This is a genomic window from Kosakonia sp. ML.JS2a (assembly GCF_025642095.1).
Classification (GTDB): domain Bacteria; phylum Pseudomonadota; class Gammaproteobacteria; order Enterobacterales; family Enterobacteriaceae.
In genome coordinates this window covers 3,492,290-3,517,293 of sequence record NZ_CP106754.1, presented here as the reverse complement: position 1 = coordinate 3,517,293, position 25,004 = coordinate 3,492,290, and the positions used below count along the sequence as shown (strand labels likewise).

The 25,004-nt window shown below is 54.3% G+C and carries 19 protein-coding genes; 7 read left to right on the top strand and 12 right to left on the bottom strand.

Annotated features, from left to right (window positions below; all coding sequences use genetic code 11):
* Nucleotides 1–3: 3 nt before the first annotated feature.
* Nucleotides 4–1,305 carry an MFS transporter gene (locus tag N7922_RS16715; RefSeq protein WP_263097401.1) on the bottom strand — a complete coding sequence of 434 codons (1,302 nt, stop codon included), beginning with the start codon at nt 1,303–1,305 and terminating at the stop codon, nt 4–6.
* A 298-nt stretch (nt 1,306–1,603) separates the two neighbouring features.
* Here N7922_RS16715 and N7922_RS16710 point away from each other — a divergent pair, with 298 nt between their 5' ends.
* Nucleotides 1,604–2,677 (top strand): LacI family DNA-binding transcriptional regulator, encoded by a 1,074-nt coding sequence (locus N7922_RS16710; RefSeq protein ID WP_263097400.1) that lies wholly within the window; start codon nt 1,604–1,606, stop codon nt 2,675–2,677.
* On the opposite strand, the gene N7922_RS16705 is transcribed toward N7922_RS16710, so the two are convergent.
* The 6 genes from N7922_RS16705 to moeA form a co-directional block, all read right to left on the bottom strand.
* Nucleotides 2,674–3,933 carry a DUF1479 domain-containing protein gene (locus N7922_RS16705; protein ID WP_411554146.1) on the bottom strand — a complete coding sequence of 420 codons (1,260 nt, stop codon included), beginning with the start codon at nt 3,931–3,933 and terminating at the stop codon, nt 2,674–2,676. The two genes, N7922_RS16710 and N7922_RS16705, sit on opposite strands and share 4 nt — an antisense overlap.
* A gap of 152 nt (nt 3,934–4,085) precedes the next feature.
* Nucleotides 4,086–4,901, bottom strand: a complete 816-nt coding sequence (locus N7922_RS16700) for a Cof-type HAD-IIB family hydrolase (RefSeq protein ID WP_263097398.1) — start codon at nt 4,899–4,901, stop codon at nt 4,086–4,088.
* A gap of 598 nt (nt 4,902–5,499) precedes the next feature.
* Nucleotides 5,500–7,932 carry a formate C-acetyltransferase/glycerol dehydratase family glycyl radical enzyme gene (locus N7922_RS16695; protein WP_263097397.1) on the bottom strand — a complete coding sequence of 811 codons (2,433 nt, stop codon included), beginning with the start codon at nt 7,930–7,932 and terminating at the stop codon, nt 5,500–5,502.
* A 5-nt stretch (nt 7,933–7,937) separates the two neighbouring features.
* Complete coding sequence (locus tag N7922_RS16690) at nt 7,938–8,837, bottom strand: glycyl-radical enzyme activating protein (RefSeq protein ID WP_263097396.1); 900 nt, start codon at nt 8,835–8,837, stop codon at nt 7,938–7,940.
* Nucleotides 8,838–9,027: 190 nt separating this feature from the next.
* Nucleotides 9,028–9,780, bottom strand: a complete 753-nt coding sequence (gene moeB, locus N7922_RS16685; protein WP_263097395.1) for a molybdopterin-synthase adenylyltransferase MoeB — start codon at nt 9,778–9,780, stop codon at nt 9,028–9,030.
* 2 nt (nt 9,781–9,782) lie between these two features.
* Nucleotides 9,783–11,015: a molybdopterin molybdotransferase MoeA gene (moeA, locus tag N7922_RS16680; protein WP_263097394.1), complete on the bottom strand. Its 1,233-nt coding sequence runs from the start codon at nt 11,013–11,015 to the stop codon at nt 9,783–9,785.
* 162 nt (nt 11,016–11,177) lie between these two features.
* Between moeA and iaaA the strand changes: the two genes are divergently transcribed.
* Genes iaaA through gsiD form a run of 5 tightly spaced genes read left to right on the top strand, consistent with a single transcriptional unit; the run spans nt 11,178 to nt 17,453 of the window.
* Entirely contained in the window at nt 11,178–12,119 is a 942-nt protein-coding gene (gene iaaA, locus N7922_RS16675; RefSeq protein WP_263097393.1) for a beta-aspartyl-peptidase, read from the top strand.
* Between the two features lie 10 nt (nt 12,120–12,129).
* Nucleotides 12,130–14,001 carry a glutathione ABC transporter ATP-binding protein GsiA gene (gsiA, locus tag N7922_RS16670; RefSeq protein ID WP_263097392.1) on the top strand — a complete coding sequence of 624 codons (1,872 nt, stop codon included), beginning with the start codon at nt 12,130–12,132 and terminating at the stop codon, nt 13,999–14,001.
* A gap of 33 nt (nt 14,002–14,034) precedes the next feature.
* Nucleotides 14,035–15,576, top strand: coding sequence for a glutathione ABC transporter substrate-binding protein GsiB (gene gsiB / locus N7922_RS16665; protein WP_263097391.1), 1,542 nt, complete (start codon nt 14,035–14,037; stop codon nt 15,574–15,576).
* A gap of 42 nt (nt 15,577–15,618) precedes the next feature.
* Complete coding sequence (gene gsiC / locus N7922_RS16660; protein WP_263097390.1) at nt 15,619–16,539, top strand: glutathione ABC transporter permease GsiC; 921 nt, start codon at nt 15,619–15,621, stop codon at nt 16,537–16,539.
* Nucleotides 16,540–16,541: 2 nt separating this feature from the next.
* Nucleotides 16,542–17,453, top strand: coding sequence for a glutathione ABC transporter permease GsiD (gene gsiD / locus N7922_RS16655; RefSeq protein WP_088237149.1), 912 nt, complete (start codon nt 16,542–16,544; stop codon nt 17,451–17,453).
* Between the two features lie 259 nt (nt 17,454–17,712).
* On the opposite strand, the gene rimO is transcribed toward gsiD, so the two are convergent.
* The 4 genes from rimO to N7922_RS16635 all read right to left on the bottom strand — a co-directional run bounded on the left by rimO (nt 17,713) and on the right by N7922_RS16635 (nt 22,661).
* Nucleotides 17,713–19,038, bottom strand: coding sequence for a 30S ribosomal protein S12 methylthiotransferase RimO (gene rimO, locus N7922_RS16650; protein WP_263097389.1), 1,326 nt, complete (start codon nt 19,036–19,038; stop codon nt 17,713–17,715).
* Between the two features lie 197 nt (nt 19,039–19,235).
* Nucleotides 19,236–19,607, bottom strand: a complete 372-nt coding sequence (locus tag N7922_RS16645) for a DUF3592 domain-containing protein (RefSeq protein ID WP_263097388.1) — start codon at nt 19,605–19,607, stop codon at nt 19,236–19,238.
* Between the two features lie 263 nt (nt 19,608–19,870).
* The gene (locus N7922_RS16640; RefSeq protein WP_263097387.1) at nt 19,871–20,242 is read right to left on the bottom strand and encodes a hypothetical protein; all 372 of its coding nucleotides are present in this window, start codon (nt 20,240–20,242) and stop codon (nt 19,871–19,873) included.
* 10 nt (nt 20,243–20,252) lie between these two features.
* Nucleotides 20,253–22,661, bottom strand: coding sequence for a type VI secretion system Vgr family protein (locus N7922_RS16635; RefSeq protein WP_263097386.1), 2,409 nt, complete (start codon nt 22,659–22,661; stop codon nt 20,253–20,255).
* Nucleotides 22,662–23,149: 488 nt separating this feature from the next.
* On the opposite strand from N7922_RS16635, the gene N7922_RS16630 reads away from it, so the two are divergent.
* Nucleotides 23,150–24,109: a helix-turn-helix domain-containing GNAT family N-acetyltransferase gene (locus N7922_RS16630; protein WP_263097385.1), complete on the top strand. Its 960-nt coding sequence runs from the start codon at nt 23,150–23,152 to the stop codon at nt 24,107–24,109.
* Nucleotides 24,110–24,214: 105 nt separating this feature from the next.
* Here the strand turns inward: N7922_RS16630 and N7922_RS16625 are convergent, their stop codons facing one another.
* On the bottom strand, nt 24,215–24,775 hold the full coding sequence (locus N7922_RS16625) for an STY0301 family protein (RefSeq protein WP_263097384.1): 561 nt from the start codon (nt 24,773–24,775) through the stop codon (nt 24,215–24,217).
* Between the last annotated feature and the right edge of the window lie 229 nt (nt 24,776–25,004).

Sequence of the window (25,004 nt, the reverse complement as noted above, 5' to 3'; positions counted from 1 at the left end):
CAATCATGCGCGTTTAGCGCGACGTTCAGCAATAAATGCCACCAGGAAAAGAGCGCCAATCAGGTCAAAGAAACCCATGGCAATAAACAGCGGGTTGAAGCCGATTTTGTCGGCGGTGACGCCAATCAACAGTGAGAAGAGGAAGCTGGCGATCCACGCCGCTGAGCCGCGCATCCCGTTCACGGTCGCCATCTGGCCTTTATCGAACGACTCCACCACCAGCGCACTCAGCATGCAGGAGATGATTTGATGGCCAAAACCGCCAATTGAGATCAGCACGATGGTGATGTACGGATCGCGGGTAATGGCGACAATGGCTAACGAAATCATCAGGAATGCGCCGGTGACGGAGCTGGCAACCACAGAGTTAACGCGGGTGCAGCCAAACCAGCGGGTATAGAGTTTGGTCAGGTAGCCGCTCGCCACGCTACCGAGGTCGGCTGCCAGGAACGGCAACCAGGCAAACATGGCGATCTGTTTCAGATCCATACCGTGCTCTTTTGCCAGATAGAGCGGTACCCAGAAGCTCAGCACCGCCCAGGCCGGCTCCGCCATAAACGCCGGGATGGCGATACCGTAGAAACGTCTGTTTTTCGACACCGTTTTCAGTGCGGTCAGGAAGGGCAGTTTGACGGCTGGCGGTTCATTATCCTGTTGGATAAACGCCAGTTCTTCTTTACTCAGATTCGGGTGTTTATCCGGATTGTGGTAAAACGCCCACCACAAAATGACCCACAGCAACGCCAGCACGCCGGTAAACATAAAGGCGCCCTGCCAGCCAAAAGAGGCATGAGCAAAGTAGATGATGGGCGGTGCCAGCATTGCGCCGATGGAGAAACCCACACCCGCCCAACCGGCAGCGACCGGGCGTTCGGATTTCGGGAACCATTCGCCGATGGTTTTGGCGTTCGCCGGCGTTGCCGCGGCTTCCGATGCGCCCATGGTGAAACGCAATATTGCCAGATGCAGCCAGCTACCTGCGCCAGCGTGGAAGATACAGGCCAGCGCCCAGATAATGGCGCACACCATAAAGCCGACTTTCAGGCCAATCACATCAATCAGCCAGCCGCAGAGCGGCTGAAAAAGGGTGTAAGCCAACTGAAACGCACCGACAATCCACGAATATTGTTCTGTGGTAATGCCGAGGCTGGTTTTCAGTTCCGGGGCCAGAATACCCAGCGAGTTACGGGTGATGTAGTTCACCGTCACGCCGAATAAAAACAGCACCAATACCCACCAGCGTAGTTTTTTGACTATCCGGCGGCTCTTGCTGGCCGCCATTTCGTTGTTGATTCCCTGGCTCATTCTTTTCTCCGCACATCGTCTTGTAGGGAAGTCGAAGCGCGCCACCCGGAATGTGTTATACCGGATTGGTTCGCGTGATGATTTTTTTCCGTTTTTGTCGTCATTACGTATACAACTAGTATGGAAGTTGTACGACATGTTTACGTTAGGCGAGAAAGATCGGCAGCCATAGCGGATTTTGTGCAAGGATTCCCATTAATGATGCTCATCATGGGGCAGAATCCATTTCAGACCATGAATATCAGGGTTTCTGTCTCATGAAAATTTTCCCATTTCGGAAACGGAGCAAGATCACAGAATGGATAAAAAGCTAAAAATCAGCGAAATTGCCCGCCGAACCAACCTGTCGACCAGCACCGTTTCCCGCGTGCTGGCGGGAAAGGCGAACACCAGCGAAAAAGCCAGGACGGCGGTGCTGGCGTGTGCTCGCGAACTCGGGGTGATGGAGGGGATAGCCGCCGGGCGCTTGCTGCTGAATAACCTGATCGTTTTCGCACCGCAACGGGCTTTCGATGAGCGTTCCGACATCTTCTATTACCGCGTTATTCAGAGCATTAACAAAGCATTGGACCCCCACGAAGTACGGCTGCGTTACTGCGCACTGGAAGAGCTGGACAGCGACGCCAATGAATTTCTGGCACGCATGAATGCACCAGAAACTCAGGCGGCGATCCTGTTAGGCATTGACGATCCGCATATTCATGAGCTGGCGGCGGATCTCGGAAAACCCTGTGTGCTGATCAATTGCCGCGACGGGCGTATGCGTCTGCCGTCCATCGCACCGGATCACCAGACGATTGGTGAGTTTGCCGCCCGCTATCTTTTTGATATGGGCCACCGGGACGTGGTGAATGTCATGTGTCTGCGTCGCTATACCATGGATTTGCGCCTGGCCGGGATCAAAGCCGCCTGGCAGCAGCAGAATCTGCGCTTTAACAGCAAGCGGGATCTGATCACCGTCCCGAGCTTTAGCGCCAAAGAGGCCGAGTTACGGGTGGCGGAGTGGCTGGATTCCCCGGCGAATAAGCTCACGCCGACCGCGTTTCTGGTGGGAGGCGATTTTATGGCGGAAGGGACGGTGCGTGCGTTGCAGCAACGGGGATTACGCGTGCCGCAGGATGTGTCGGTGATGAGCATTGATGCGTTCAATCTGGCGGCCATTCAGGATGTGCCGCTCACCGCGGTACACGTACCACGTGATGAACTGGGTGTTGAAGCGGTGCATCTGTTGCAACAGCGGCTGATCCGCCCGCAAGCGCCGACCGGTTCGTTACTGCTTAACGGCCTGCTTGCGGTGCGCGAGTCAGTACGGCGGATACGCCCGGGGCAGCAACGCACCGCCGTGGAGCGCGAAGGGTTGTACGACGCTTAAACCTCAATGCCCAGCGCGCGTTTACCGTGCAGGTTCAGATCGTTTAGCGTGAAGCGCCCCGACCAGTCGCTTTCGTAGTTTTCGCGGGGGAAGTCTCCCGGTGATGCGCCTTGTTCCAGCGCGACTTTCACTTTGCGTGCATAGGCGAGGTTTTTCTCGCACAGCGGCGCGGCAGGAATGTACATCACATTGCCCCAGCCCTGCTGGTTGGTGACCGGTGCGACGGCGTGGATCACATCACAATGCCACCACACCGAATCCCCGGCTTCCAGCGCGGGGATGCTGGTCAGCGCCTCAATCAGCAGCGGATGCCACTTCTCTGAAACCGGCAGGACGCGCCCCGGCGCGACGCCACACAGCTCCTCATCCGGCACATCGTCGAGCAACGGGCGCAACAGGATATACGCCATCGCTTCCGGGATGGGCACCACATGCAGCAAACCCTGTCCGGGGATCATATCGGACAGCGCCGTCCAGCCCTGGAAGGTACGAAATACCGAGCATTTGGTGGTGTTGTCTACCGTGTATTCTTCTACTTCGGTACGGTGTGCGGCATTCCACGGATCGTACTCCTCCGGTTTGCCACTAAACACGCTGGCGAAAACAAGCTGATAGGCCGGTAACAGCCAGCGCTCCAGCGCGCCGGAATCGGTGTGCGCGCCGAGCCCTTTCGAGGTGGTGCCAGGTGGGCGGCGGCGGATGCGGTCCGGGTAGATCACGCTCACATCCGGATCGAACCACTGCTTGCCTTCACTTTCAAAGCGCCACAACCGGTTAAGGAACGATTGTACGGCGGCCATTTCGTTGCTCTGACGCGCCTGCATTTGTGCTTGCGACCAGTAAATGGGGTAAATCTCCGGGCGCGAAGCCTCCAGCGTGCCAAAAAAGCTGTCGCCCGGCCCTTTGTAGAGATCGTCAAAGTGGTTCTGGTCAAGGTAATCAAGCATTGATCGATCCCAACCGAGCGCCTGTTCGCGGGGGAAATGCCCCTTAATCACCGCGCATCCACGCTGTTTAACCTGCGCCCGCTGTGCTTCCGTTACCCGCCCGTGGGCAATGTCGGCAAAGGGGATCTGCGGCCAGACGGCATCGCCCTGCGCCTTGAGGGCGTTAATCTCAGCCACGCGGGCGGCGATCCGTTCGCTCAGTCGGTTAAAGACAGCCTGCACATCGCCAATCTGCGCGCGCAGTTCCTGTTTCATCTGACGAATGGACGCCGGGTGATCGGCGGGCAGCGTCTCGCGGGTAAAAGCCATGTGAACCTCTCTTTCTTTCATTCGAAAGTAATTTAACTTACAAATGATAATTTAAGTTAAAAATAAGTTAATGCAAGTTTAAAAACTTGATGAGGAGCACAAAGCGGAAAAGTGACGAGGGAAGAAGCCGGAGCGGGCGCTCCGGCAGAAGATTAGTCGTTAAACGGGGCGGTATGGTCGAGGACGGCCTGAATCACATTCAGTGCTCCCTGATGATTATTGTCATCGGTTTGGTGGCGGGCGATGGCCTTGATCGCCTCACCGGCATTGCCCATGGCAAAGGAGAGATCGGTCATGCGCAACATTTCGGCGTCATTGCCGCTGTCGCCAATGGTCACACACTGCTGCGGCGAAATCTGCCAGCGTTTCAGCAGGCGGGTAATGCCGTTGGCTTTATGCAAGCCGGGAATAATTAAATCGACAAACCCAAAACCGCTGGTGACAGGTTTCATGATGCCATCGAGTGAGACATGCAGTTCATCAATCAGCTGCGGGATTTCACTGTCCGGCAGGTTAAGTGAGAATTTAAATAACGTGTCGTCAATCTGCTGGAAATCACGTACCGGTTTTAAACGGTAGTAGTGCTTCGACATCAAATCGACAAATTCCGTCGGGGCGTTTTCGCTGACATAAGCGCTTTCCAGACCGCAGGCGACAAAGTTGAGGCTACTGTCTTTCAGCAACTCGCCAATCACCACTTGCGCCTCGTGACGCGTCAGCTCGCCGTGAAACAACTGTTGACCGTGCTCATACACCAGTGCGCCGTTTTCGGCGACAAAGGAGATGGTCTCTTTCAGCTCCGGGAAAAAGGAGATCAGCTGGTAATACTGGTTGCCGCTGGCGACCACAAACTCAATACCGCGCTGCTGAAGTTGTTTGAATTGCGCCATAAAGCGTGTGCGATCGTACTGCTTGGCGTCATCAAGGAAAGTTCCGTCCATATCCGTGACGATAACTTTGACGGTCATACCTGGCTCCTGAATGTAACTGCGACGAGTAACATTCTAGAGATAATGTGAGCCGATGCACAAATTTTATTTCGAATGAAAGTGGATGGTTGAGAAACGGGCGGGGAATGCGGTGAATGTTGCGGTAACCCTCGCCCCAGCCCTCTCCCTGGAAGGGAGAGGGAGAAGAATAGTTCCCCCTTCGCCATGGAACGAAAATTAAGTCAGGAGAAAGCCGCACCGAACGGTTCCCTCTCCCCCGTGGGAGAGGGTCAGGGTGAGGGAAAGCCGCACCGGACGGTTCCCTATCCCCTATGGGGAGAGGGGCAGGGTGAGGGGAAAGCCGCACCGATCGGTTCCCTCTCCTCTGTGGGGAGAGGGTCAGGGTGAGGGGAAAGCCGCACCGATCGATTCCCTCTCCCCTGTGGGGAGAGGGGCAGGGTGAGGAGAAAGCCGCACCGATCGGTTCCCTCTCCTCTGTGGGGAGAGGGCCGGGGTGAGGAGAAAGCCGCACCGAACGGTTCCTTCTCCTCTGTGGGGAGAGAGGCAGGGTGAGGAGAAAGCCGCACCGGCCGGTTCCCTCTCCCCTGTGGGGAGAGGGTTAGGGTGAGGGGACATATCACAAGGTATGTTCGGTGCGGGCAATGATATCGTCCTGCGCATCCGGCGACAGGGCAGTAAAGAACGCTGAATACCCGGCCACTCGCACCACCAGATCGCGATACTGATCCGGGTGTTTTTTCGCGTCAATCAGCGTCTCGCGCGACACGATGTTGTACTGAATGTGCCAGCCTTTGTGCACCTCAAAGAACGTCCGCAGCAGCGCCATCAGTTTTTGCCGATCGCTGTCGTTAGTCAGCGTGACGGGGTTTAACTTCTGATTGAGTAACACGCCGCCGAGGATCGCGCTAACCGGCAGTTTACCCACCGAGCTGATAACCGCCGTTGGCCCCAGGTGATCGGTACCGGAGGCCGGGCTTGCTCCTTCCGCCAGCGGCGTTTTCGCTTTGCGCCCGTCCGGCGTCGCCATGGTGGCGGCACCAAACGGTACGTTAGCGGAGATGGAGGACGTCCCGGCGTAATAATTGCCGCCAATCGGGCCGCGACCGTAGCGCGGATTGTGATACTGCTTCAGCTCATCAATATAGGTTTGATAGGCGCGCACCAGTAACGTATCGACGCTGTCGTCATCGTTGCCGTATTTGGGCGCGCTGTTTATCAGTCGCTGGCGGAGTTGCTCATGCGTCAGGCCGTCAAAGTCTTCTGCCAGCGCCTGCGCCAGTTGCTGCTGCCCGATAAGCCCCTGGTCAAAAACCAGTTTTTTTACTGCTGCCAGGCTGTTACCGAGGTTGGCGATACCGACCTGCAAGCCGGACACCCAGTCATATTTAGCGCCCCCTTGTTTAATGCTTTTCGCTCGCTCAATGCAGTCATCCACCAGCGTGGAGCAGAGAATATCCGGCACGTTCTCCTCCAGCATGGTGTCGACCACATACTCAATTTCAATGGATTTACGCGTGTAGTAGCGGATCTGCCGATCCCAGGCGTGCATCACGTCATCAAAGCCAGGGAAATTCCCTTTGGAAAGCGCCTGAGTTTGCGGCAGGAACACCTTCCCGCTGGTGGCATCGCGACCGCCTTCCAGCGCTGCCAGCATCACTCGGGCGAAGTTGATAAAGCTCATACCGGTACAGCGGTAGCCCCATTTACCGCCGACTGCGGTTTCGATACAGCCAATTGCCGCGTAGTCGTACGCATCCGCGGGTTCAACGCCGAGTTTGATAAATTCCGGGATTACGATTTCATCGTTATTAAACGCAGGCATGCCGAAGCCGCAGCGGATCACCTGTACACAGGCGTCAAGGAAGTCATTGCTCATCCCGGCATGGTAACGCACGCTGAGATTCGGTTGCGTGGAGCGCAGGCGACCGCACGACTCAAGGATGGCGTAAGAGAGTGGGTTGACCGCATCCTGGGCTTCACCGTTGCGCCATAGCTGACCGCCGATGGTCACATTCTGGTACAGCGGGCTGCCCGCGGAGGCTTTAGAGTGCGAACCGGAGCGGATTTTGTTCACCTCCAGCAGCTTCAGCCAGCAGCTGTGCAACAACTCGATGGCGTCTTCCCGTTGCAACGACTGCTGCAACTCCACATCGCGGCGATAATAAGGGTAGAGATACTGATCCATACGACCGAACGACACCGAGTGGCCGTTGGATTCTATCTGCAAAATCAACTGGATGAAGTAACACAGTTGCAACGCTTGCCAGAAGGTTTTCGGTGGCTCATGGGCAATCAGCAGGCAGTTTCCCGCGATTGCCAGCAGTTCGTTGCGGCGATGTTCACGCGGCTCTTCGCTGGCCATTTTACGTGCAAGGTCGGCAAAGCGTTCAATATGCAGGCTGACCGCTTCCAGCACGATATCAATGGCTTTCAGAAACTGATCGCCGTGCAGATCCTCCAGCACCGTCAGGTTAATGCGTGTGCGGCGCTCATCGACTTGATGGCGCAGTCCGTCGAGTCCCCGTTCCAGCAGCAGCGGGAAGTTCACCGCCAGATGCGCATCGCCGGAGGTCATATTGCCTTCCGCTTTAATGATGCCGGTCTCCAGCAGCGCTTTTTGCTCGTCTGTAAACATGCCGTAGCAGCGATCCTGCACGGTCTGGCCGCGCCACCACGGGCAAATCTCATGCAGCACGCGTTTATTCTCGTCACTGACGGCAAACCCCGCACCGGGGCGGTCTGCCAGATCATCAATCTCTTTTTCAATCCATGAAACGGTGTACTCCGGAAAGATTGGTGCCGCGCGGACTTCGCTGGCCTGGTTACCGATAATCAGCTCATCGTGTTTGATCCAGAGGGTGCGCTGTGCCAGGTGGTGGGCCAGCGCCAGTGCGCGGCGCACCGGGATGGGTTTATCCAGATGCTGCTGGTAGATATGGGTGTAATGGCGTGCGCGCTCGGTGCAGACCGGCGGTTTCACAATATGCACCAGCGCGGTTTTGTGCGCCTTAATGCGGTCGGTCAGTGTGTTCAGTTGCAGCGTCGTCATCGTTTTTATCCTCGTAATGTCGCGGTCAGACCGCTCAGGCGGGCTTTGTGCTGGGCAAAGTCCAACAATTGCGGATCATCAAGCGGCTTTTCAGGAGCAGAGTAGGGTTCGCCGAGCAGGTGATACTTATTGATGCCCAGCGTGTGATACGGCAGAAAATGGATCTCGCGGACCTTTAACACCTCCGCAGCGAAGGTCGTGATGGCGCTGATGGACGCGGTATCGGCGTTGAAACCCGGGATCAGCGGTACGCGGATGGTTATCTGTTTGCCCGCCTGCGCCAGGCGTTGAAGATTGTCGAGTACGCGCCTGGCGCTGCCGTCGGTCCACTGGCGGAATAGCGCCTCATCCACCTGTTTTAAATCCGCGAGGAAAAGATCAACAAACGGCAGCGAGGGTTCGATGTAGCGCCAGGGCACATGCAGACAGGTTTCCACCGCCGTATGGATGCCCTGCTGGTGGCTGGCCTGTAACAACGCTTGCGCCAGTTCTGGTTGCATAAACGGCTCGCCGCCGGAAAGGGTCAACCCGCCGCCGCTGCGATCGTAAAACGGTTTATCACGCAGGACGGTTGCCATGATGTCATCAACGGATTGCTCCTCTCCGCAAACGGTCAGTGCCTGGGTTGGGCAGCAGTGGGTCAGGGCATCCAGGTATGCATCATTGAGTTTTTCCCGGTGGATCAGCTTGCCATTCAGCACCTGCTCAATCACCTGCGGGGCCGCTTGCTGGCACAGATCGCAGCCTGCCAGGCACAACCGCGCATCGAACAGCAGCTCTCGCGTGCGCGCCCGGCTTTCCGGGTTCTGGCACCAGCGGCAGCGCAATGAGCATCCTTTCAGGAACACGACCGTGCGGATGCCGGGGCCATCATGGGTGGAATAGCGCTGAATGTTGAAAATCATGATCGTCTCCATGTTGCGTATGAAGATTAAATGACTTTCGAATGAAAGTTATTTTGATAATGGTCAATTCTCCGACGGGTTGCAGAGGGCGGGTTCTAAAGTATGGGAAAGGTCACATTTTTGCGCGTCTGCCGGATGTCCCGGCCAGGTTTACAGGCCGGATAGCATTGCGCCATCCGGCACTCAGGCGTTAGTCGCCGCACACCTCACAGGCCGGGTTGCGCAGCAGTTTCATTTCGCGGAACTGGCAGGTCATTGCGTCGTACATGACGATTTTCCCCGCCGCAGGCGTGCCGTAATGGGTCAACACCTTGATGGCTTCCATCGCCTGTAACGAACCAATGACGCCGACCAGCGGCGCCATCACGCCCGCTTCCACGCAGGTGAGGGCGTTTTCGCCAAACAGACGGCTCAGGCAGCGGTAGCAGGGCGCGTTTTCTTGCCAGGTAAAGACGCTGATTTGCCCTTCCATGCGGATAGCGGCGCCGGAAACCAGCGGCGTTTTATGCCGGAAGCAACCCGCGTTTAACTGATTGCGGATGGCGACATTATCGGTGCAATCCAGCACCAGATCATGCGCGGCAATCTGAGCAAACAGGTCCGCTTCATCCAGCAATGCATTTAACGTTGTGTAGTGCACGTGTGGGTTAATGCGCAGCAGCGAGTCGCGGGCAGAGTCGACTTTCGCCATGCCAATGCTCGCATCGCTGTGCAGCGTCTGGCGTTGCAAATTGGAGAGCGCCACGGTGTCGAAGTCCAGCAGCGTCATCTGACCCACCCCGGCAGCGGCCAGGTATTGCGCAGCCGCGCAGCCCAGACCGCCAAGGCCTGTCACCAGTACGCGTGCGGCTTTTAACTGCTCCTGGCCGTCAAAATCAAAACCGCGCAGAATTATCTGGCGGTTATAGCGCATCATCTCCGCATCACTGAGTTCTTCGACCATGGTCAGCCTCCGAAGAGATGATTGAACATCTCCACATCCACCCATTCACCCGCTTCAACGTTACCGCGTTCGCGCTCCAGCACCACAAAGCAGTTGCCCTGGCTGAAAGAACTGAAAATATGCGACCCCTGATGCCCGGTGCTGCGCACTTCCAGCGTGCCGTCTTCGCCACGGCTCACCACGCCGCGCTGGAAGTCGAGACGCCCCGGCGATTTTTTCAGGCGCTCTGCCGCCCGGGCGCGAAAACGCAGCGGCTGCACAGGCGCAGTATCGCCGCTCAGTTTTGCCAGCAGCGGCTGCACCAGTTGGTAGAACGTGAGAGTGGCTGAAACCGGGTTGCCAGGCAGGCCGCAGAACCAGCTGCGGCTGAGCTTGCCAAAGGCGAACGGTTTACCGGGTTTGATCGCCAGCTTCCAGAAGGCAATTTCACCCAGCTCATCCAGAATGGTTTTGGTGTAATCCGCTTCGCCCACGGACACGCCGCCAGAGCTGAGCACCACATCGGCCTGGCTATCGGCAGCGATAAAGGTCTCGCGTAATTTTTGCGGATCGTCGGGAATAATACCGAGGTTAATGACCTCGTAGCCCAATTGCGCCAGCATCAGGTGCACTGACAGGCGGTTGGTATCGTAAATTTGCCCTTCCGCCAGCGGTTGCCCCGGCAGTTGTAACTCATCCCCGGTGGAGAACAGCGCCACACGTACTTTACGCACTACCGGGATGTCGGCAATGCCCAGCGACGCCAGCACCGGCAGTTCGGCTGCGGTCAGTTTGGTGCCGGCAGAGAACACGCACGCACCTTGCCGGATATCTTCACCGGCGCGGCGGATGTTCTGATTTTCACGCACATCGGCGGTAAAGCGGATCCCGGCATCGCTCTGTTCCGTCTGTTCCTGCATCACCACCGCGTCGCACCCGGCGGGGATCGGTGCGCCGGTCATAATGCGCACGCAGGTCCCTGTTGGCCATTCGCCGTCGAACGGCTGCCCGGCAAACGCTTTACCGGCGACCGGTAGTGGGGTCCCGCTGCGCAGGTCGGCGAGGTGTACGGCGTAACCATCCATCGCTGAATTATCAAAACCCGGTACATTCAGCGGAGAAATAATATCCTGCGCCACCACGCGACCAAAACAGGCCGTCAGCGGCAGGGTTTCGCGGTCGTTTAGCGGCGTAATGCGTGACAACATCTGAGAGAGGGCCGTATCCAGCGACATCAGGCCATGTGAGGATTCCATATTTATTATCCAGTCAACGCGTTGAAGCGCCTATTATGGCAGAAAAGGACCCGTGTCTGAATGCCTTGCGGCTACCCCATTGTAATCACGTCCCTTTACATCGTTGTAACGACTTTCTATATTCAGAAATCTTCGCAGACAAAGTAAAACCGGGCGAAAACTATGGCAAAAGCAGTCATTGCAATACACGGCGGGGCTGGGGCGATCGCCCGTGCCAACATGAGCCCGGAGAAAGAGCAGCGCTATGCGCACGTGCTTTCGTCGATTGTGGAGGTCGGGCAGCGCATGCTGGACGCCGGTGAAAGCGCACTGGATGTGGTGACCGAAGCGGTACGACTACTGGAAGAGTGCCCGCTGTTTAACGCCGGGATCGGCGCGGTCTTTACCCGTGATGAAACCCACGAGCTGGATGCCTGTATTATGGACGGCAATACCTTGCTGGCGGGCGCGGTGGCGGGCGTCAGTCGGCTGCGTAACCCGATCCTTGCCGCGCGCCTGGTGATGGAGCAAAGCCCGCATGTGCTGATGATTGGCGAAGGCGCCGAGCAGTTTGCCTTCTCCCACGGAATGGCTGCGGTATCGCCGAGTCTGTTTTCCACAGCGGAACGTTTTGAACAGTTACTGCAGGCGCGTGATGCGGGGCAAACGATGCTCGATCATGGCTCTGCGCCGCTCGATGAGAGCAAAAAAATGGGTACTGTCGGCGCGGTGGCGCTGGACAAGCATGGCAATCTGGCGGCGGCGACCTCCACCGGCGGTATGACCAACAAACTGCCCGGGCGCGTGGGGGATAGTCCGCTACCCGGTGCCGGGTGTTATGCCAACAACGTCAGCGTGGCGGTCTCCTGCACCGGCACGGGCGAGGTGTTTATCCGTACGCTGGCGGCTTACGATATCGCCGCATTGATGGATTACGGTGGCCTTAGCCTGCACGAAGCCTGTGAAGCGGTGGTGATGGAAAAATTACCGGCGCTGGGCGGTAGCGGCGGGCTAATCGCCGTCGATCGTGAAGGTAACGTCGCTTTGCCGTTTAACAGTGAGGGGATGTATCGCGCCTGGGGCTATGCGGGTGATACGCCGAGCGTAGGCATTTATCGTGAATAAGGAGTCTGGGGTGTCGCAAGGGTTTGAGGCTGAAGCAGAGGTTGTGCTTGATGTCAGCAATTTGCAGATCGGGTTTCGCGATGACAAACAAATCACCCCGGCGGTACGTCACCTCTCTTTCTCGCTGAAACGGGGCGAAACGCTGGCGATTGTCGGCGAGTCTGGTTCCGGTAAATCCGTGACTGCATTATCGCTGTTGCGTCTGATTGAACAGGCGGGCGGCGAGGTCAGTTGCGATCATATGTATCTGACGCGCCGCAACCGGCAAAAAGTGAATCTGACCACGCTCTCATCATCGCAAATGCGCAGTGTACGCGGGGCGGATATTGCGATGATTTTCCAGGAGCCAATGACCTCGCTCAACCCGGTGTTTCCGGTGGGTGAGCAGATTGCCGAGTCGATTCGCCTGCACCAGAAACTGGGGCGCGAAGAAGCATTAATCGAAGCGCGGCGGATGCTCGATCTGGTGCGCATTCCCGAATCACAGTCTATTCTTTCCCGTTTCCCGCACCAGCTTTCCGGTGGGATGCGCCAGCGCGTGATGATTGCAATGGCGCTGTCGTGCCGTCCGGCGGTGTTGATTGCTGATGAACCGACCACTGCGCTGGATGTCACTATCCAGGCGCAGATCCTGCAACTGATCTCTGTGTTGCAAAAAGAGATGTCGATGGGGGTGATTTTTATCACCCACGATATGGGCGTGGTGGCGGATATCGCCGACCGCGTGCTGGTGATGAACCAGGGGGAAGCGGTGGAAACCGGTAGCGTAGAGCAGGTTTTCCGCAATCCGCAGCATCCTTATACCAAAGCACTGCTGGCTGCCGTGCCTAAACTGGGCGCGATGAATGGCCGCGATCTACCGCGTCGCTTCCCGCTGATTTCAGTCAACGATCCGCAGCATCAGGAAGCGGAGATTGAGCAGGATACCGTGGTGCCGGGCGAGCCCATTTTACAGGTGCGGGATCTGGTGGCGTGCTTCCCGTTGCGCAGCGGCATTCTTAACCGCGTGAACAAAGAAGTGCATGCGGTGGAGGGGATCAGTTTTGATTTATGGCCCGGCGAAACGCTGTCGCTGGTGGGAGAGTCCGGTAGCGGCAAATCGACGACTGGGCGGGCACTGCTGCGGCTGGTGGAGAATCAGGGCGGCTCAATTACCTTTAACGGTGAGCGCATTGATACCTTGCCAGCCAGTAAACTGCAGCGTTTACGCCGGGATATTCAGTTTATTTTCCAGGATCCTTACGCGTCGCTCGACCCGCGCCAGACGGTGGGCGATTCGATTATTGAACCGCTGCGGGTGCATAACCTCCTCGGCGAAGAAGAGGGGAGGCAACGGGTCACATGGTTGCTGGAGCGTGTCGGGTTAAAACCGGAGCATGCGTGGCGTTACCCGCACGAATTTTCCGGCGGCCAACGCCAGCGTATTTGCATTGCGCGGGCGCTGGCGCTTAACCCGCGCGTGGTGGTGGCGGATGAAGCCGTATCGGCACTGGATGTCTCTATCCGCGCGCAAATCATCAATCTGTTACTCGATCTGCAACGCGAATTGGGGATCGCATTTTTATTTATTTCTCATGATATGGCGGTGGTGGAGCGCATTAGCCATCGGGTTGCGGTGATGTATCTCGGGCAAATCGTGGAGATTGGCCCGCGTCGTGCGGTGTTTGAAAACCCGCAGCATCCTTATACGCGTAAATTGATGTCGGCGGTTCCCGTTGCCGACCCTGCGCATCGTCATGCACAGCGCGTGTTGTTGTCTGATGACATGCCCAGCAATATCCGCAAACGCGGCGAGTCGATGCAGCGCGTGCAGCTACAGAACGTAGGACCAGGGCACTTTGTTGCCCGCTCCACGCCTGGCAGCACGCAGTCCCGTTTTTAACTGAGCACTGGCAGGGTTTTTCTGGAGAACAACATGACACAATGCGTTTCACGTAACGGGCTGGTCGCGCTTGGCGTGGTATCTCTGCTGATTGCCGCCCCGGCCCTTGCCGCGAAAGACGTGGTTGTCGCCGTGGGATCCAATTTCACCACGCTCGACCCCTACGATGCGAATGACACCCTGTCGCAGGCGGTGGCGAAATCCTTCTATCAGGGGCTGTTTGGCCTTGATAAAGAGATGAAACTGGAGAATGTACTGGCGCAGAGCTATACCGTCTCCGACGATGGACTGGAGTACACCATTACGTTGCGTCAGGGGGTGAAGTTCCAGGATGGCACGGATTTCGATGCCGCTGCGGTGAAGGTGAACCTCGATCGCGCCAGCAATCCGGCGAACAGCCTGAAGCGTTACAACCTGTATAAGAACATCGACAAAACCGAGGTGGTGGATCCCTCGACGGTGAAAATCACCCTGAAACAGCCGTTCTCGGCGTTTATTAATATTCTGGCGCACCCGGCGACGGCGATGATCTCTCCGGCGGCGCTGAAAAAATACGGTGGCGATATTGGTTTCCACCCGGTGGGCACCGGGCCGTATGCGTTTGAGGCCTGGAATCAGACCGATTATGTGAAGGTGAAAAAGTTCGCGGGCTACTGGCAAAAAGGCCTGCCGAAGCTGGACTCTATTACCTGGCGACCGGTGGTGGATAACAACACGCGGGCGGCAATGCTGCAAACCGGCGAGGCGCAGTTTGCTTTCCCGATCCCTTACGAGCAGGCGGAAGTGCTCAAACGCAACAGCAAGCTTGAGCTGGTCGCCAGCCCGTCGATTATGCAGCGTTACATCAGTATGAATGTGACGCAAAAACCGTTTGATAACCCGAAAGTACGCCAGGCGATTAACTACGCCATTAACCGTCAGGCGCTGGTAAAAGTGGCCTTTGCCGGGTACGCCACGCCCGCGACGGGCATCGTACCGCCGACTATTGCCTACTCGCAGGATTACCCGGCGTGGCCCTACGATCCGGCTAAAGCGCGTGAATTACTGAAAGAGGCGGGCTATCCGCAGGGGTTCAGTACCACCTTGTGGTCCTCGCATAATCACAGCACCGCGCAGAAGGTGCTGCAGTTTACCCAGCAGCAACTGGCGCAGGTGGGCATTAAAGTGCAGGTGACGGCGATGGATGCCGGGCAGCGCGCGGCGGAAGTGGAAGGCAAAGGGCAGAAAGAGAGCGGGGTGCGAATGTTTTACACCGGCTGGTCTGCCTCGACCGGGGAAGCGGACTGGGCGTTGTCGCCGCTGTTTGCCTCCTGGAACTGGCCGCCAACCCAGTTTAATACCGCCTTTTACCGTAACCCACAGGTGGATAAAGATTTTACCGATGCGCTGAAGACAACCAGCACGGAGGCAAAAGCACGTCTGTATAAACAGGCGCAGGACATTATCTGGCAGGATTCTCCGTGGGTGCCGCTGGTTGTGGAAAAACTGGTTTCGGCGCATAACAAGAAGCTGACCGGGTTCTACATCATGCCGGATACCGGGTTCAGCTTTGACGATGCTGATTTGCAACCCTAACGCATTCCCCCTTGCAGGACCGCGGGGGGCATGGAACGAGCGATGCTGAATTATATCATCAAACGCCTGCTGGGCCTGGTCCCGACGTTATTGATCGTGGCTGTGCTGGTGTTTTTATTTGTGCATTTATTACCGGGCGATCCGGCGCGGCTGATTGCCGGGCCGGAGGCGGACGCGCAGGTGATCGCCATGGTGCGCAGCCAACTGGGGCTCGATCAGCCGCTGTGGGTGCAGTTCTGGCACTACATGACCAGCGTGGTGCAGGGTGACTTCGGGATTTCGATGGCTTCCCGTCGCCCGGTGTCGGAAGAGATCGCCAGTCGCTTTATGCCCACGCTGTTGTTAACCCTCACCAGCATGGGCTGGGCGATGCTGTTTGGTCTTGGCGCGGGGATTGCCGCCGCGGTGTGGCGTAACCGCTGGCCGGATCGCCTGGGCATGGCATTGGCAGTTACCGGTATCTCCTTCCCGGCGTTTGCGCTGGGGATGGCGCTGATGCAGCTCTTCTCCGTTGAACTGGGCTGGTTACCGACCGTGGGTGCGGATAGCTGGCGGCACTATATTCTACCGTCGCTGACGCTGGGGGCGGCCGTCGCGGCCGTGATGGCGCGCTTTACTCGCGCGTCATTCGTTGAAGTGCTGAACGAAGACTATATGCGTACGGCCCGCGCGAAAGGCGTGAGCGAGCGCTGGGTGATCCTCAAACATGGCCTGCGCAACGCAATGATCCCGGTGGTGACGATGATGGGGCTGCAGTTCGGTTTTCTGCTTGGCGGATCGATTGTGGTGGAAAAAGTCTTTAACTGGCCGGGATTAGGACGACTGCTGGTGGACTCCGTTGAGATGCGTGATTACCCGGTGATCCAGGCGGAAGTTCTGCTCTTCTCGCTGGAGTTTATTCTTATCAACTTAGTGGTGGATGTGCTCTACGCCGCCATTAACCCTGCGATCAGGTATAAGTAAGGATGCGACTGTTAAACTGGCGTCGACAGGCGATTTTAAACGCCATGCCCGTGGTCAAACCGGGTCATGTGCGTACCCCATGGGATGAGTTCTGGCGACGTTTTCGCCGCCAGCCGCTGGCGATGACTGCCGGATTGTTTGTGCTGCTGTTGATCCTGCTGGCGATAATTGCCCCGTGGATTGTTCCGTTCGACGCTGAAAACTACTTTGATTATGACCGGCTGAACGACGGTCCGTCGCTGGTGCATCTGTTTGGTGTTGATTCTCTCGGGCGCGATATTTTCAGCCGCGTATTGGTGGGCGCGCAGATTTCGCTGGCCGCCGGGGTGTTTGCCGTGTTGATTGGCGCACTGATTGGCACGGTGCTGGGGCTGCTGGCGGGCTACTACGAAGGCTGGTGGGACCGGATCATCATGCGCATCTGCGATGTGCTGTTCGCTTTCCCCGGCATTCTGCTGGCGATTGCGGTGGTGGCGGTGATGGGCAGCGGGATGGCGAACGTGATTATCGCCGTGGCAGTGTTTTCGGTTCCGGCGTTTGCCCGGCTGGTGCGTGGCAATACGCTGGTGCTGAAACAGCAAACCTTTATTGAATCCGCCCGTAGCATTGGCGCCAGCGATGCGGTGATCCTGTTCCACCATATTCTGCCGGGTACGGTGTCGTCGATTGTGGTCTATTTCACCATGCGTATCGGCACCTCGATTATCTCTGCCGCCAGCCTTTCGTTTCTGGGAATGGGGGCGCAGCCACCGACGCCGGAGTGGGGCGCAATGCTGAATGAAGCGCGGGCTGATATGGTGATAGCGCCGCATGTGGCGCTGTTTCCGTCACTGGCGATTTTTTTGACCGTGCTGGCGTTTAACCTGCTGGGAGATGGTCTGCGCGACGCGCTGGATCCGAAGATTAAGGGGTAGTGCTGGTTTCCCCTCACCCTAACCCTCTCCCCACGGGGGAGAGGGGACCGATCGGCGCGGTTTTGTGGGTTCCAGCTCCGCTCAGCGGCAACGGGCTGGTATTGCTTCTCTCCCTCTCCCTTTCAGGGAGCGGGAGACGCAGAGACAAACGCGCGGTGCGGTTTTGTGGGTTCCAGCTCCGCACAGCGGTAACGACGGGAGATATTGCCTTTCTCCCTCTCCCTTTCAGGGAGAGGGGCGGGGTGAGGGTTAAAACGACTTAAACCCGGGTGCCCCACAGGTCATATTCGTCGGCATTTTCCACTTTCACGCGGACGACATCGCCTGGCTTCACCATGGTTTCACCGTTCAGGTAGACGGCGCCGTCGATTTCAGGGGCGTCTGCCATGCTGCGGCCAATCGCGCCTTCGTCATCCACTTCATCAATAATTACCAGAATTTCGCGACCAACTTTTTCCTGCAAACGTTCAGCAGAGATCTGCTGTTGCAGTTGCATAAAGCGGTTCCAGCGCTCTTCTTTAATCTCTTCCGGCACCTGATCCGCCAGTTCGTTGGCGGTTGCGCCTTCGACCGGGCTGTATTTAAAGCAGCCAACGCGATCCAGGCGCGCTTCTTTCAGGAAATCGAGCAGCATCTGGAAATCTTCTTCGGTTTCACCCGGGAAGCCGACGATAAACGTAGAGCGCAGCGTCAGTTCCGGGCAAATTTCACGCCACTGCTTGATGCGCGCTAACTGGCGATCGACAGAACCCGGGCGCTTCATCAGTTTCAGAATGCGCGGGCTGGCGTGCTGAAGCGGAATATCCAGGTACGGCAGGATTTTGCCTTCGGCCATCAGCGGAATAACATCATCCACGTGCGGATAGGGGTAGACGTAGTGCAGACGCGTCCAGACGCCGAGTTTCGCCAGTTGCTCACACAGGCCGACCATGCTGGTTTTAACCGGCTCGCCGTTGTGGAAACCCATACGGTGTTTAACGTCAACGCCGTAGGCGGAGGTGTCCTGAGAGATCACTAACAGCTCTTTTACACCAGCATCCACCAGACGTTTGGCTTCCGCCAGTACGTCGCCAATCGGACGGCTGACCAGATCGCCGCGCATCGACGGGATGATGCAGAAGGTGCAGCGATGGTTGCAGCCTTCGGAAATTTTAAGATAAGCGTAGTGGCGCGGCGTCAGTTTCACGCCCTGTTCCGGTACCAGGCTTAAGAATGGGTTGTGCTTCGGTTTCGGCACATAGTGGTGAACATGGGAAAGCACCTGCTCGTAGCTGTGTGGCCCGGTGATTTCCAGCACTTTCGGGTGCACTTCGCGGATCTGATCTTCTTTTGCGCCCAGGCAGCCGGTGACGATCACTTTGCCGTTTTCGTTCAGCGCTTCGCCGATGGCTTCCAGCGACTCTTGTACTGCGCTATCGATAAAGCCGCAGGTGTTGACGATTACCATATCGGCATCGTCATAGGTCGGTACAACGTCGTAGCCTTCGGTACGCAGTTCGGTAAGGATACGTTCAGAATCCACCAGGTTTTTCGGACAGCCAAGAGAGACAAAGCCGATTTTCGGCTGCAGGTTCACATTGCTCATAGTTCAAAAAATAATCAGTTATAGGATGCTTAGGGCAGGGATTGTACAGGTCTCCGGGCAAAATTTATAGCGATTAAAGCGGTGCGGTGTGCTTCGGTGTAAGTTCACAAAAGTGTCTCTCTTTTTAAGTCATCGTGTATGACACCATGAGGTCTGTTAAACCGGTATCTATTTAGATTAGACGCACACCTGCATACTCAGCGTCTCTTAAAATCTTTCATCGCGTCTCTCATATTCAACCTATTTTTAGAGGGTTCACTTTTTGCATATACAACAGGTATTCCTGAACCAACCTGATATTTGGGTAAGTCCATTGTTTTAATATTGATGAGTTCGTCTTCTTTTTCAAAAGATGCACCGTTTTCTGCTGTAAAGCGGTAACCAACATGGATACTGACAATACCAAAACTTGAAGGTGTACCCGGAGTCATATCCACAATCGTTGCTTCGGTGTAACACGGATTTTTGAGGATCTCTTTTTCAATACCTCTGTTTATAAAATTCCTGATAAAGGAATAAATGATTGCGATAATGACAACCGCCACAATGATGATGTGAATTGACTTCATGAATGTATCCATACCGTGCCTCATAGAAAAGATGTTAAAGCAGCATTTTGCAAAGCTAAGAGAAGATTTTTGCTTTGGACTTTACCGCTTTTGAACATAATGCCTTTATTCCAGATAATATTGACGGATTCTGTTTCCTCTGAGGAGGACAGAAATTCTCCTGTTACTAAAACAGAAAACCAGATGAACTGTAAACCATCCCTTTGCTCAAAATGAGCCACAGTTGGCGTCAACCATGGCTTATTTTATCCGTTTTTAATTTGTCAGTAGGTTCGATAATCTACATAATAATATTCGAGGGGGGCGTTAGGATTTATTTTTATTTTTATGGTGTTGCCTGTTTTAAATTTATCCTTATCTGTGACTAAAAAATTTAGACCTCTTTTACTGATAAATTCGCGGCCATTGAAGTTATATTTCACGGAAACAATGGCGACAAGTTTGTTATTAATGCGTTGATACTTGTCATAAGTTATTTCATTAATTTCAGCATCAATGTTAACACCATGTTCTCTTATGTAACGATCATTAGTATCAGACTGTTTGTTTTTATATACAACGTATCCAACGAACACCAATACACATAAAGGAATAAACCAGGCTAGTTTAGGCATGATGTATGATAAAAAATTCATAAGACCTCTGTTAAAAAAATGATGTTAATGCACTCATGTATTGGGAAAAAGACGAGATTTTAGTCTCTGTACCTCCAATGTGTACTTCAAATTTCCCACCTTCTCTTTTTAGTGCCGCCGCTTTGTTCTCGATTTTTAGGCCGTTAACAGAAATCCCTAGTAACGGATTGATGCCGAGAGAAGTGAAGTTTAATGAAATATCATTAATCTTCATGCTTGCTGACGCATTTTTATACTCAAAGTATTCGGAAGGAGATATAACTTCAACCTTCTCATCACTCTTGATAGTTATTTTTTTAGGTGAATATATATCAATGCCACCCAGCACATATTCACTCAATTTTCCTGAGATACTTCTGGATGTATTGCCTTTAACCTCAATTAGCTGGTTCTGATCGATGGTCAACTTGTCAACACCTTCCACATGCGTCACGACACCTTTTTTATAAGTGACTTTTGTTGCAGCGCTGATTGCAGCAGATGAGGCTGAAGCCATGTAGTCCACCGGAGAAAGCATTGAACCGGGAGCAGACATAACAGGCCCTACCGTTTTACTGATATCGAAAGGTACAGGGGTTACAGCAGTTGGTGTACCCACGGCATCGATCACTTGTCCGAATACTACTTCGGGTACTTCATACATAATTTTATCTGCTGCGAGCGTACTGACTGTGGCATCAGTCTTGATTATCAGATTGCTGGTATAGCTGTTATCCGAGTAGCCTGTAACTGATTTTTTTTCGTTGTCTACAATGGTTTCCTGACGGCCATTGGCGGTTACGGAAAGCGTTTGACCTTTATTGAATGTCTGTGTGTCGTGGTCATCTACGGTCACTGAGCGGGTGAGCTTATGTGTGTAAATGGTTTCTTTATGCACGGTTTCTGTATGAACGCCTTCTACAGAGACGTTCATATCCCGTTCAGAGTGCAGGTCGATAGATTCGCTTCCGAGCTTGTCTTCGAAAAAGAGATAGCTGGCATTATCTTTGCTGCCATCTTTACTGCGTGTCATAAAGCCCATTTTGGTTGAGTCTGCCGGTAGTTCCCACGGTGGCATACTCGCTTCGTTATATACGCGGCCGGTAATAATGGGACGGTCAGGGTCACCATTGATAAAGTCGATAACCACTTCATCTCCCACGCGGGGGATTTGTACACCACCAAATCCCTGCCCAGCCCACGCGCTAGAAACGCGTACCCAGCATGAGCTGGTGTCGTCGCCTTTCGCATGCCGGTCCCAGTGGAACTTAACTTTTACCCGACCATATTTGTCTGTCCAGATTGATTCTCCCTGGGGACCAACCACACGTGCAGTTTGCGGACCATGGGTCCGTGGCCATTCAGTACGCTGTGCTGAACGGAAGGTGGTCTCAGCCGGAATCACAACAAAATTAATTTGATGGACACTGTCGGTCATATTGCCGCTGGCGTAACTGTTTTCTTCAAGTGTATAACTCGCGCTGACGACAAGATATTCGCTCCTATTACCAGCAAATGGCGGGTTCCTGAGGGAAAAAGTGTACCCCGGAGTAATCCCCAGGGCAGTTCCGGAGGCATCAATGCGATGCTGCTCCGCCTGCCATTCTTCCTGTCGGATGCGCGCATAAAATTCCCCATGCTGGTGCTCCACAAAACGACCTGGCCACTCGTAATAATCGATCTGACCTGGCGATGGAGATGCGGGATTCTGTCGCGCCTGAAACATCCATGCGTTTGGTTTGCGGAAGTCATAGTCATCAATACTATAAAGGCCTGGCGTCACGCGCTCGCTAATAGCCCATTGTCCGATCCCCTCTTCACTGGTAGAACCCCCGGACAGACTTGTATGATACGGAACAGTTTCATAGCCCGGCCAGGGCTGATGATGTTCGGCTGAGTCCATCATCACCAGTGTGTGTGAGTCTGACTCATGACGGAAAAAGAAGTAAATCCCTTCCAGTTCCATCAGTCGGGAAATAAAGTTATAACTACTTTCCTGATATTGGACACAATATTCCCAGTTACGATATTGACCTGTCAGTTTATCTTCAGTTTTAACACCATATTCGCCCAATACTGTTTTGATAATGTCCGGAACGCGCTGGTTCTGAAATATACGCTGATTGCGGTCTCGCAGAAGCGGCCATAAGTCAGACTCCATTTTTAAAATATATACCGCGTAACGGACGCCGTTCAATTCTGTTCCCTGAAGGTTAACTTCAGTTATTTTGCCGTTAAAATAGCGTGGCGTTCTGTTTTGGGTAGGTACAGAAACAGTAAGGGATTTTCCCAGTAATGCTTTCCGGTCAATATTCCCGTCTTTGCTCAGCATTGTGATATTCAGTGCAAATGAGCGGGACATCACTTCCATGCCACTCATTTTCCAGAACAACAGTGACTCAGCGCCTTGCGGTGGGGTTACAGTGATACGGTCAAGCATTCAGATTTTCTCTGGTTTGTTGCCAGGACAAAGGGTTGCTGGCGTAGTGAAGAATTTGGTTAAAGTAAGTGCCTGTGCGGCTTCGTGAAAAAATATGTACCAACCTCTGCCTCTGAAAGGGAAGTTCATCACCAGCCACATTCGCTATAGTTTACCGTATACCTTTTCTGAAATATCACCGAGGCTTATAGGATATTTCTGGAAGTGAGGTGTTTGGTCAATGTCCTCTCCCGGCTAATACGCTGATTCTGAATTAATTAATCGCGCTAACTATTTTAAAACAAATTAGTTAGCATGAAGAGGTGTGGCTGTATTTTACCTGTGTGCTCATTTTTCACCCTGCGTTCCTCGAAAGCAGGGAACAGGCGTGCATTAAATAACATAGCCAGTGTGAACAGGCTTGTTGATCTGCCGTCAATCATACGAATTGACAGAGTGAATGATAGATGGTTGTATTGTGCAACTATCTATTCAAAACGGGTCATAACATGGCAGCATCTGAGCTTATCAACGATATCCGTGTAGCATCGCGACAGATGGTTCGTGAACTGGGATTTATGAACAGCACTCTTGCTGCTACCGATTACTCTCCCTCGGCGGTGCACACTCTGTTGGAAGTAGGAATGCGCGGCTCCGTTACTGCCGCACAGCTGGTGCAACTGCTTGGTCTGGAAAAATCCAGCGTCAGTCGAATGCTGGCGAAGCTCATCCGTGCGGGTGAATTACAGGAGGTGCCGCTGTCAGAGGATGCACGTTACAAGAAGCTGGAGCTGACCGCGCAGGGAAAAGAGAGTGTGTCTCGCATAAACAGCTATGGTGAGACGCGTGTGCAGCAAGCGATGGGGTACCTGGATCCCGCCTGGCAAAACATGGTGGCTTGCGGCCTGTCGGCTTATGCTTCTGCACTGGAAGCTTGCCGGAAGGGGGCACCGCTTCCCGCTGGCGATAAACCTGACATTATCACCGGTTATCTGCCGGGGATGATTGGCCGCATCAGCGAAATGCATGCGAACTACTACTCGCAACATTATGGTTTTGGGTATTTTTTTGAAAGCAAAGTGGCTTCGGGCCTGGCCGAATTTGCTGGCCGACTGGAAAGCGAGCGCAACAATATTTGGCTCGCGGTTCTGAATGGGCGGGTGGTTGGCTCTGTGGCTATTGATGGGGAAGATTTGGGAAATAACGAAGCGCATCTGCGCTGGTTTATTCTCGATGATGCGTGTCGTGGTACTGGCATCGGTCGTCAGTTGCTTGCCCGCGCAATGCAGTTTTGCGATGAACAGCAATTCTCGGCAGTACAACTCTGGACCTTCAGCGGCCTTCACGCGGCGCGACGTCTTTATGAATCTTTCGGCTTCAGGCTGACCAGGGAGTGGCAGGGGGAACAGTGGGGACGTTCTATGCTCGAACAGCAGTTCACCCGCGCGATAGAGGGGGATAAGGCGTAACGTTTCAGAGCCAGGCCTGGCAGAACGCGTTGTCTCTCCAGGCGATGGCTAAGCGCTCAGATAAACGGGCGCACTTCAATCTGACATATCGCTTATTTGTACCGTCTATTCGCAAGCCGCAACAAAATGATTTATACCGCCTTCCAGCCAGGCGGAACATTTTTTGGCGCTGTCCGGTACTTTCAGCGTGACGGTCTCTTTCGTGCCTTTGTACTTGCAAACAAGATAAAAAGGCAATTCGCCCGTTCTGTCGTAGAAGGGGTAGCCTCTTATCGTCCACACCGTATCGTCTTCGGTATCCGGGATTAATTCACCACGTTCTTCGGGAGGCCCGCTAAAAAGGCTGACATCGTTCAACCGGTGAGGTTTATTGTTAATCTGTAATGATGCCGGGCAGGCGATTTTTTCTGCCATTGCCGTCGCTGAGAATAAAAGTACAGTACTTAATAGTACTGTTTTATTAAGCGATATAATCAAGTTTTTCATTATTTTTAATGAGGTTGTTTGTGCGCGAATAAAAAATAAATTTTCCAAAATATAATCCTCCTTTATTAAGTAATTAATCATTTTCTTCGTTATTTTCCATTTGGTCGATTTGTCGGACGTTGATGGTCTGTGGTGAGACATTGTGCGGTACAGTAATTTTTCTTTCGAGTCTGTCAACATCGTGTCTCATCCACTGATCCAGCACTTGAATCCCATTCGCATCCTGCCTCCTGTCATAACCCGGTCACTGGCGGCGGGATCATCATGATACGGTCGCTCTGTCAGATTAACAGGATAGTTCCGCAAGTGAAGTGCTCTGGTTGTTTACCTTTCCGGATAACCTCCTGACTCTCCAGTTCATTTATCTCTGCAAATATTGCAATTAGCAATCATTCTCATTAATGTGCGT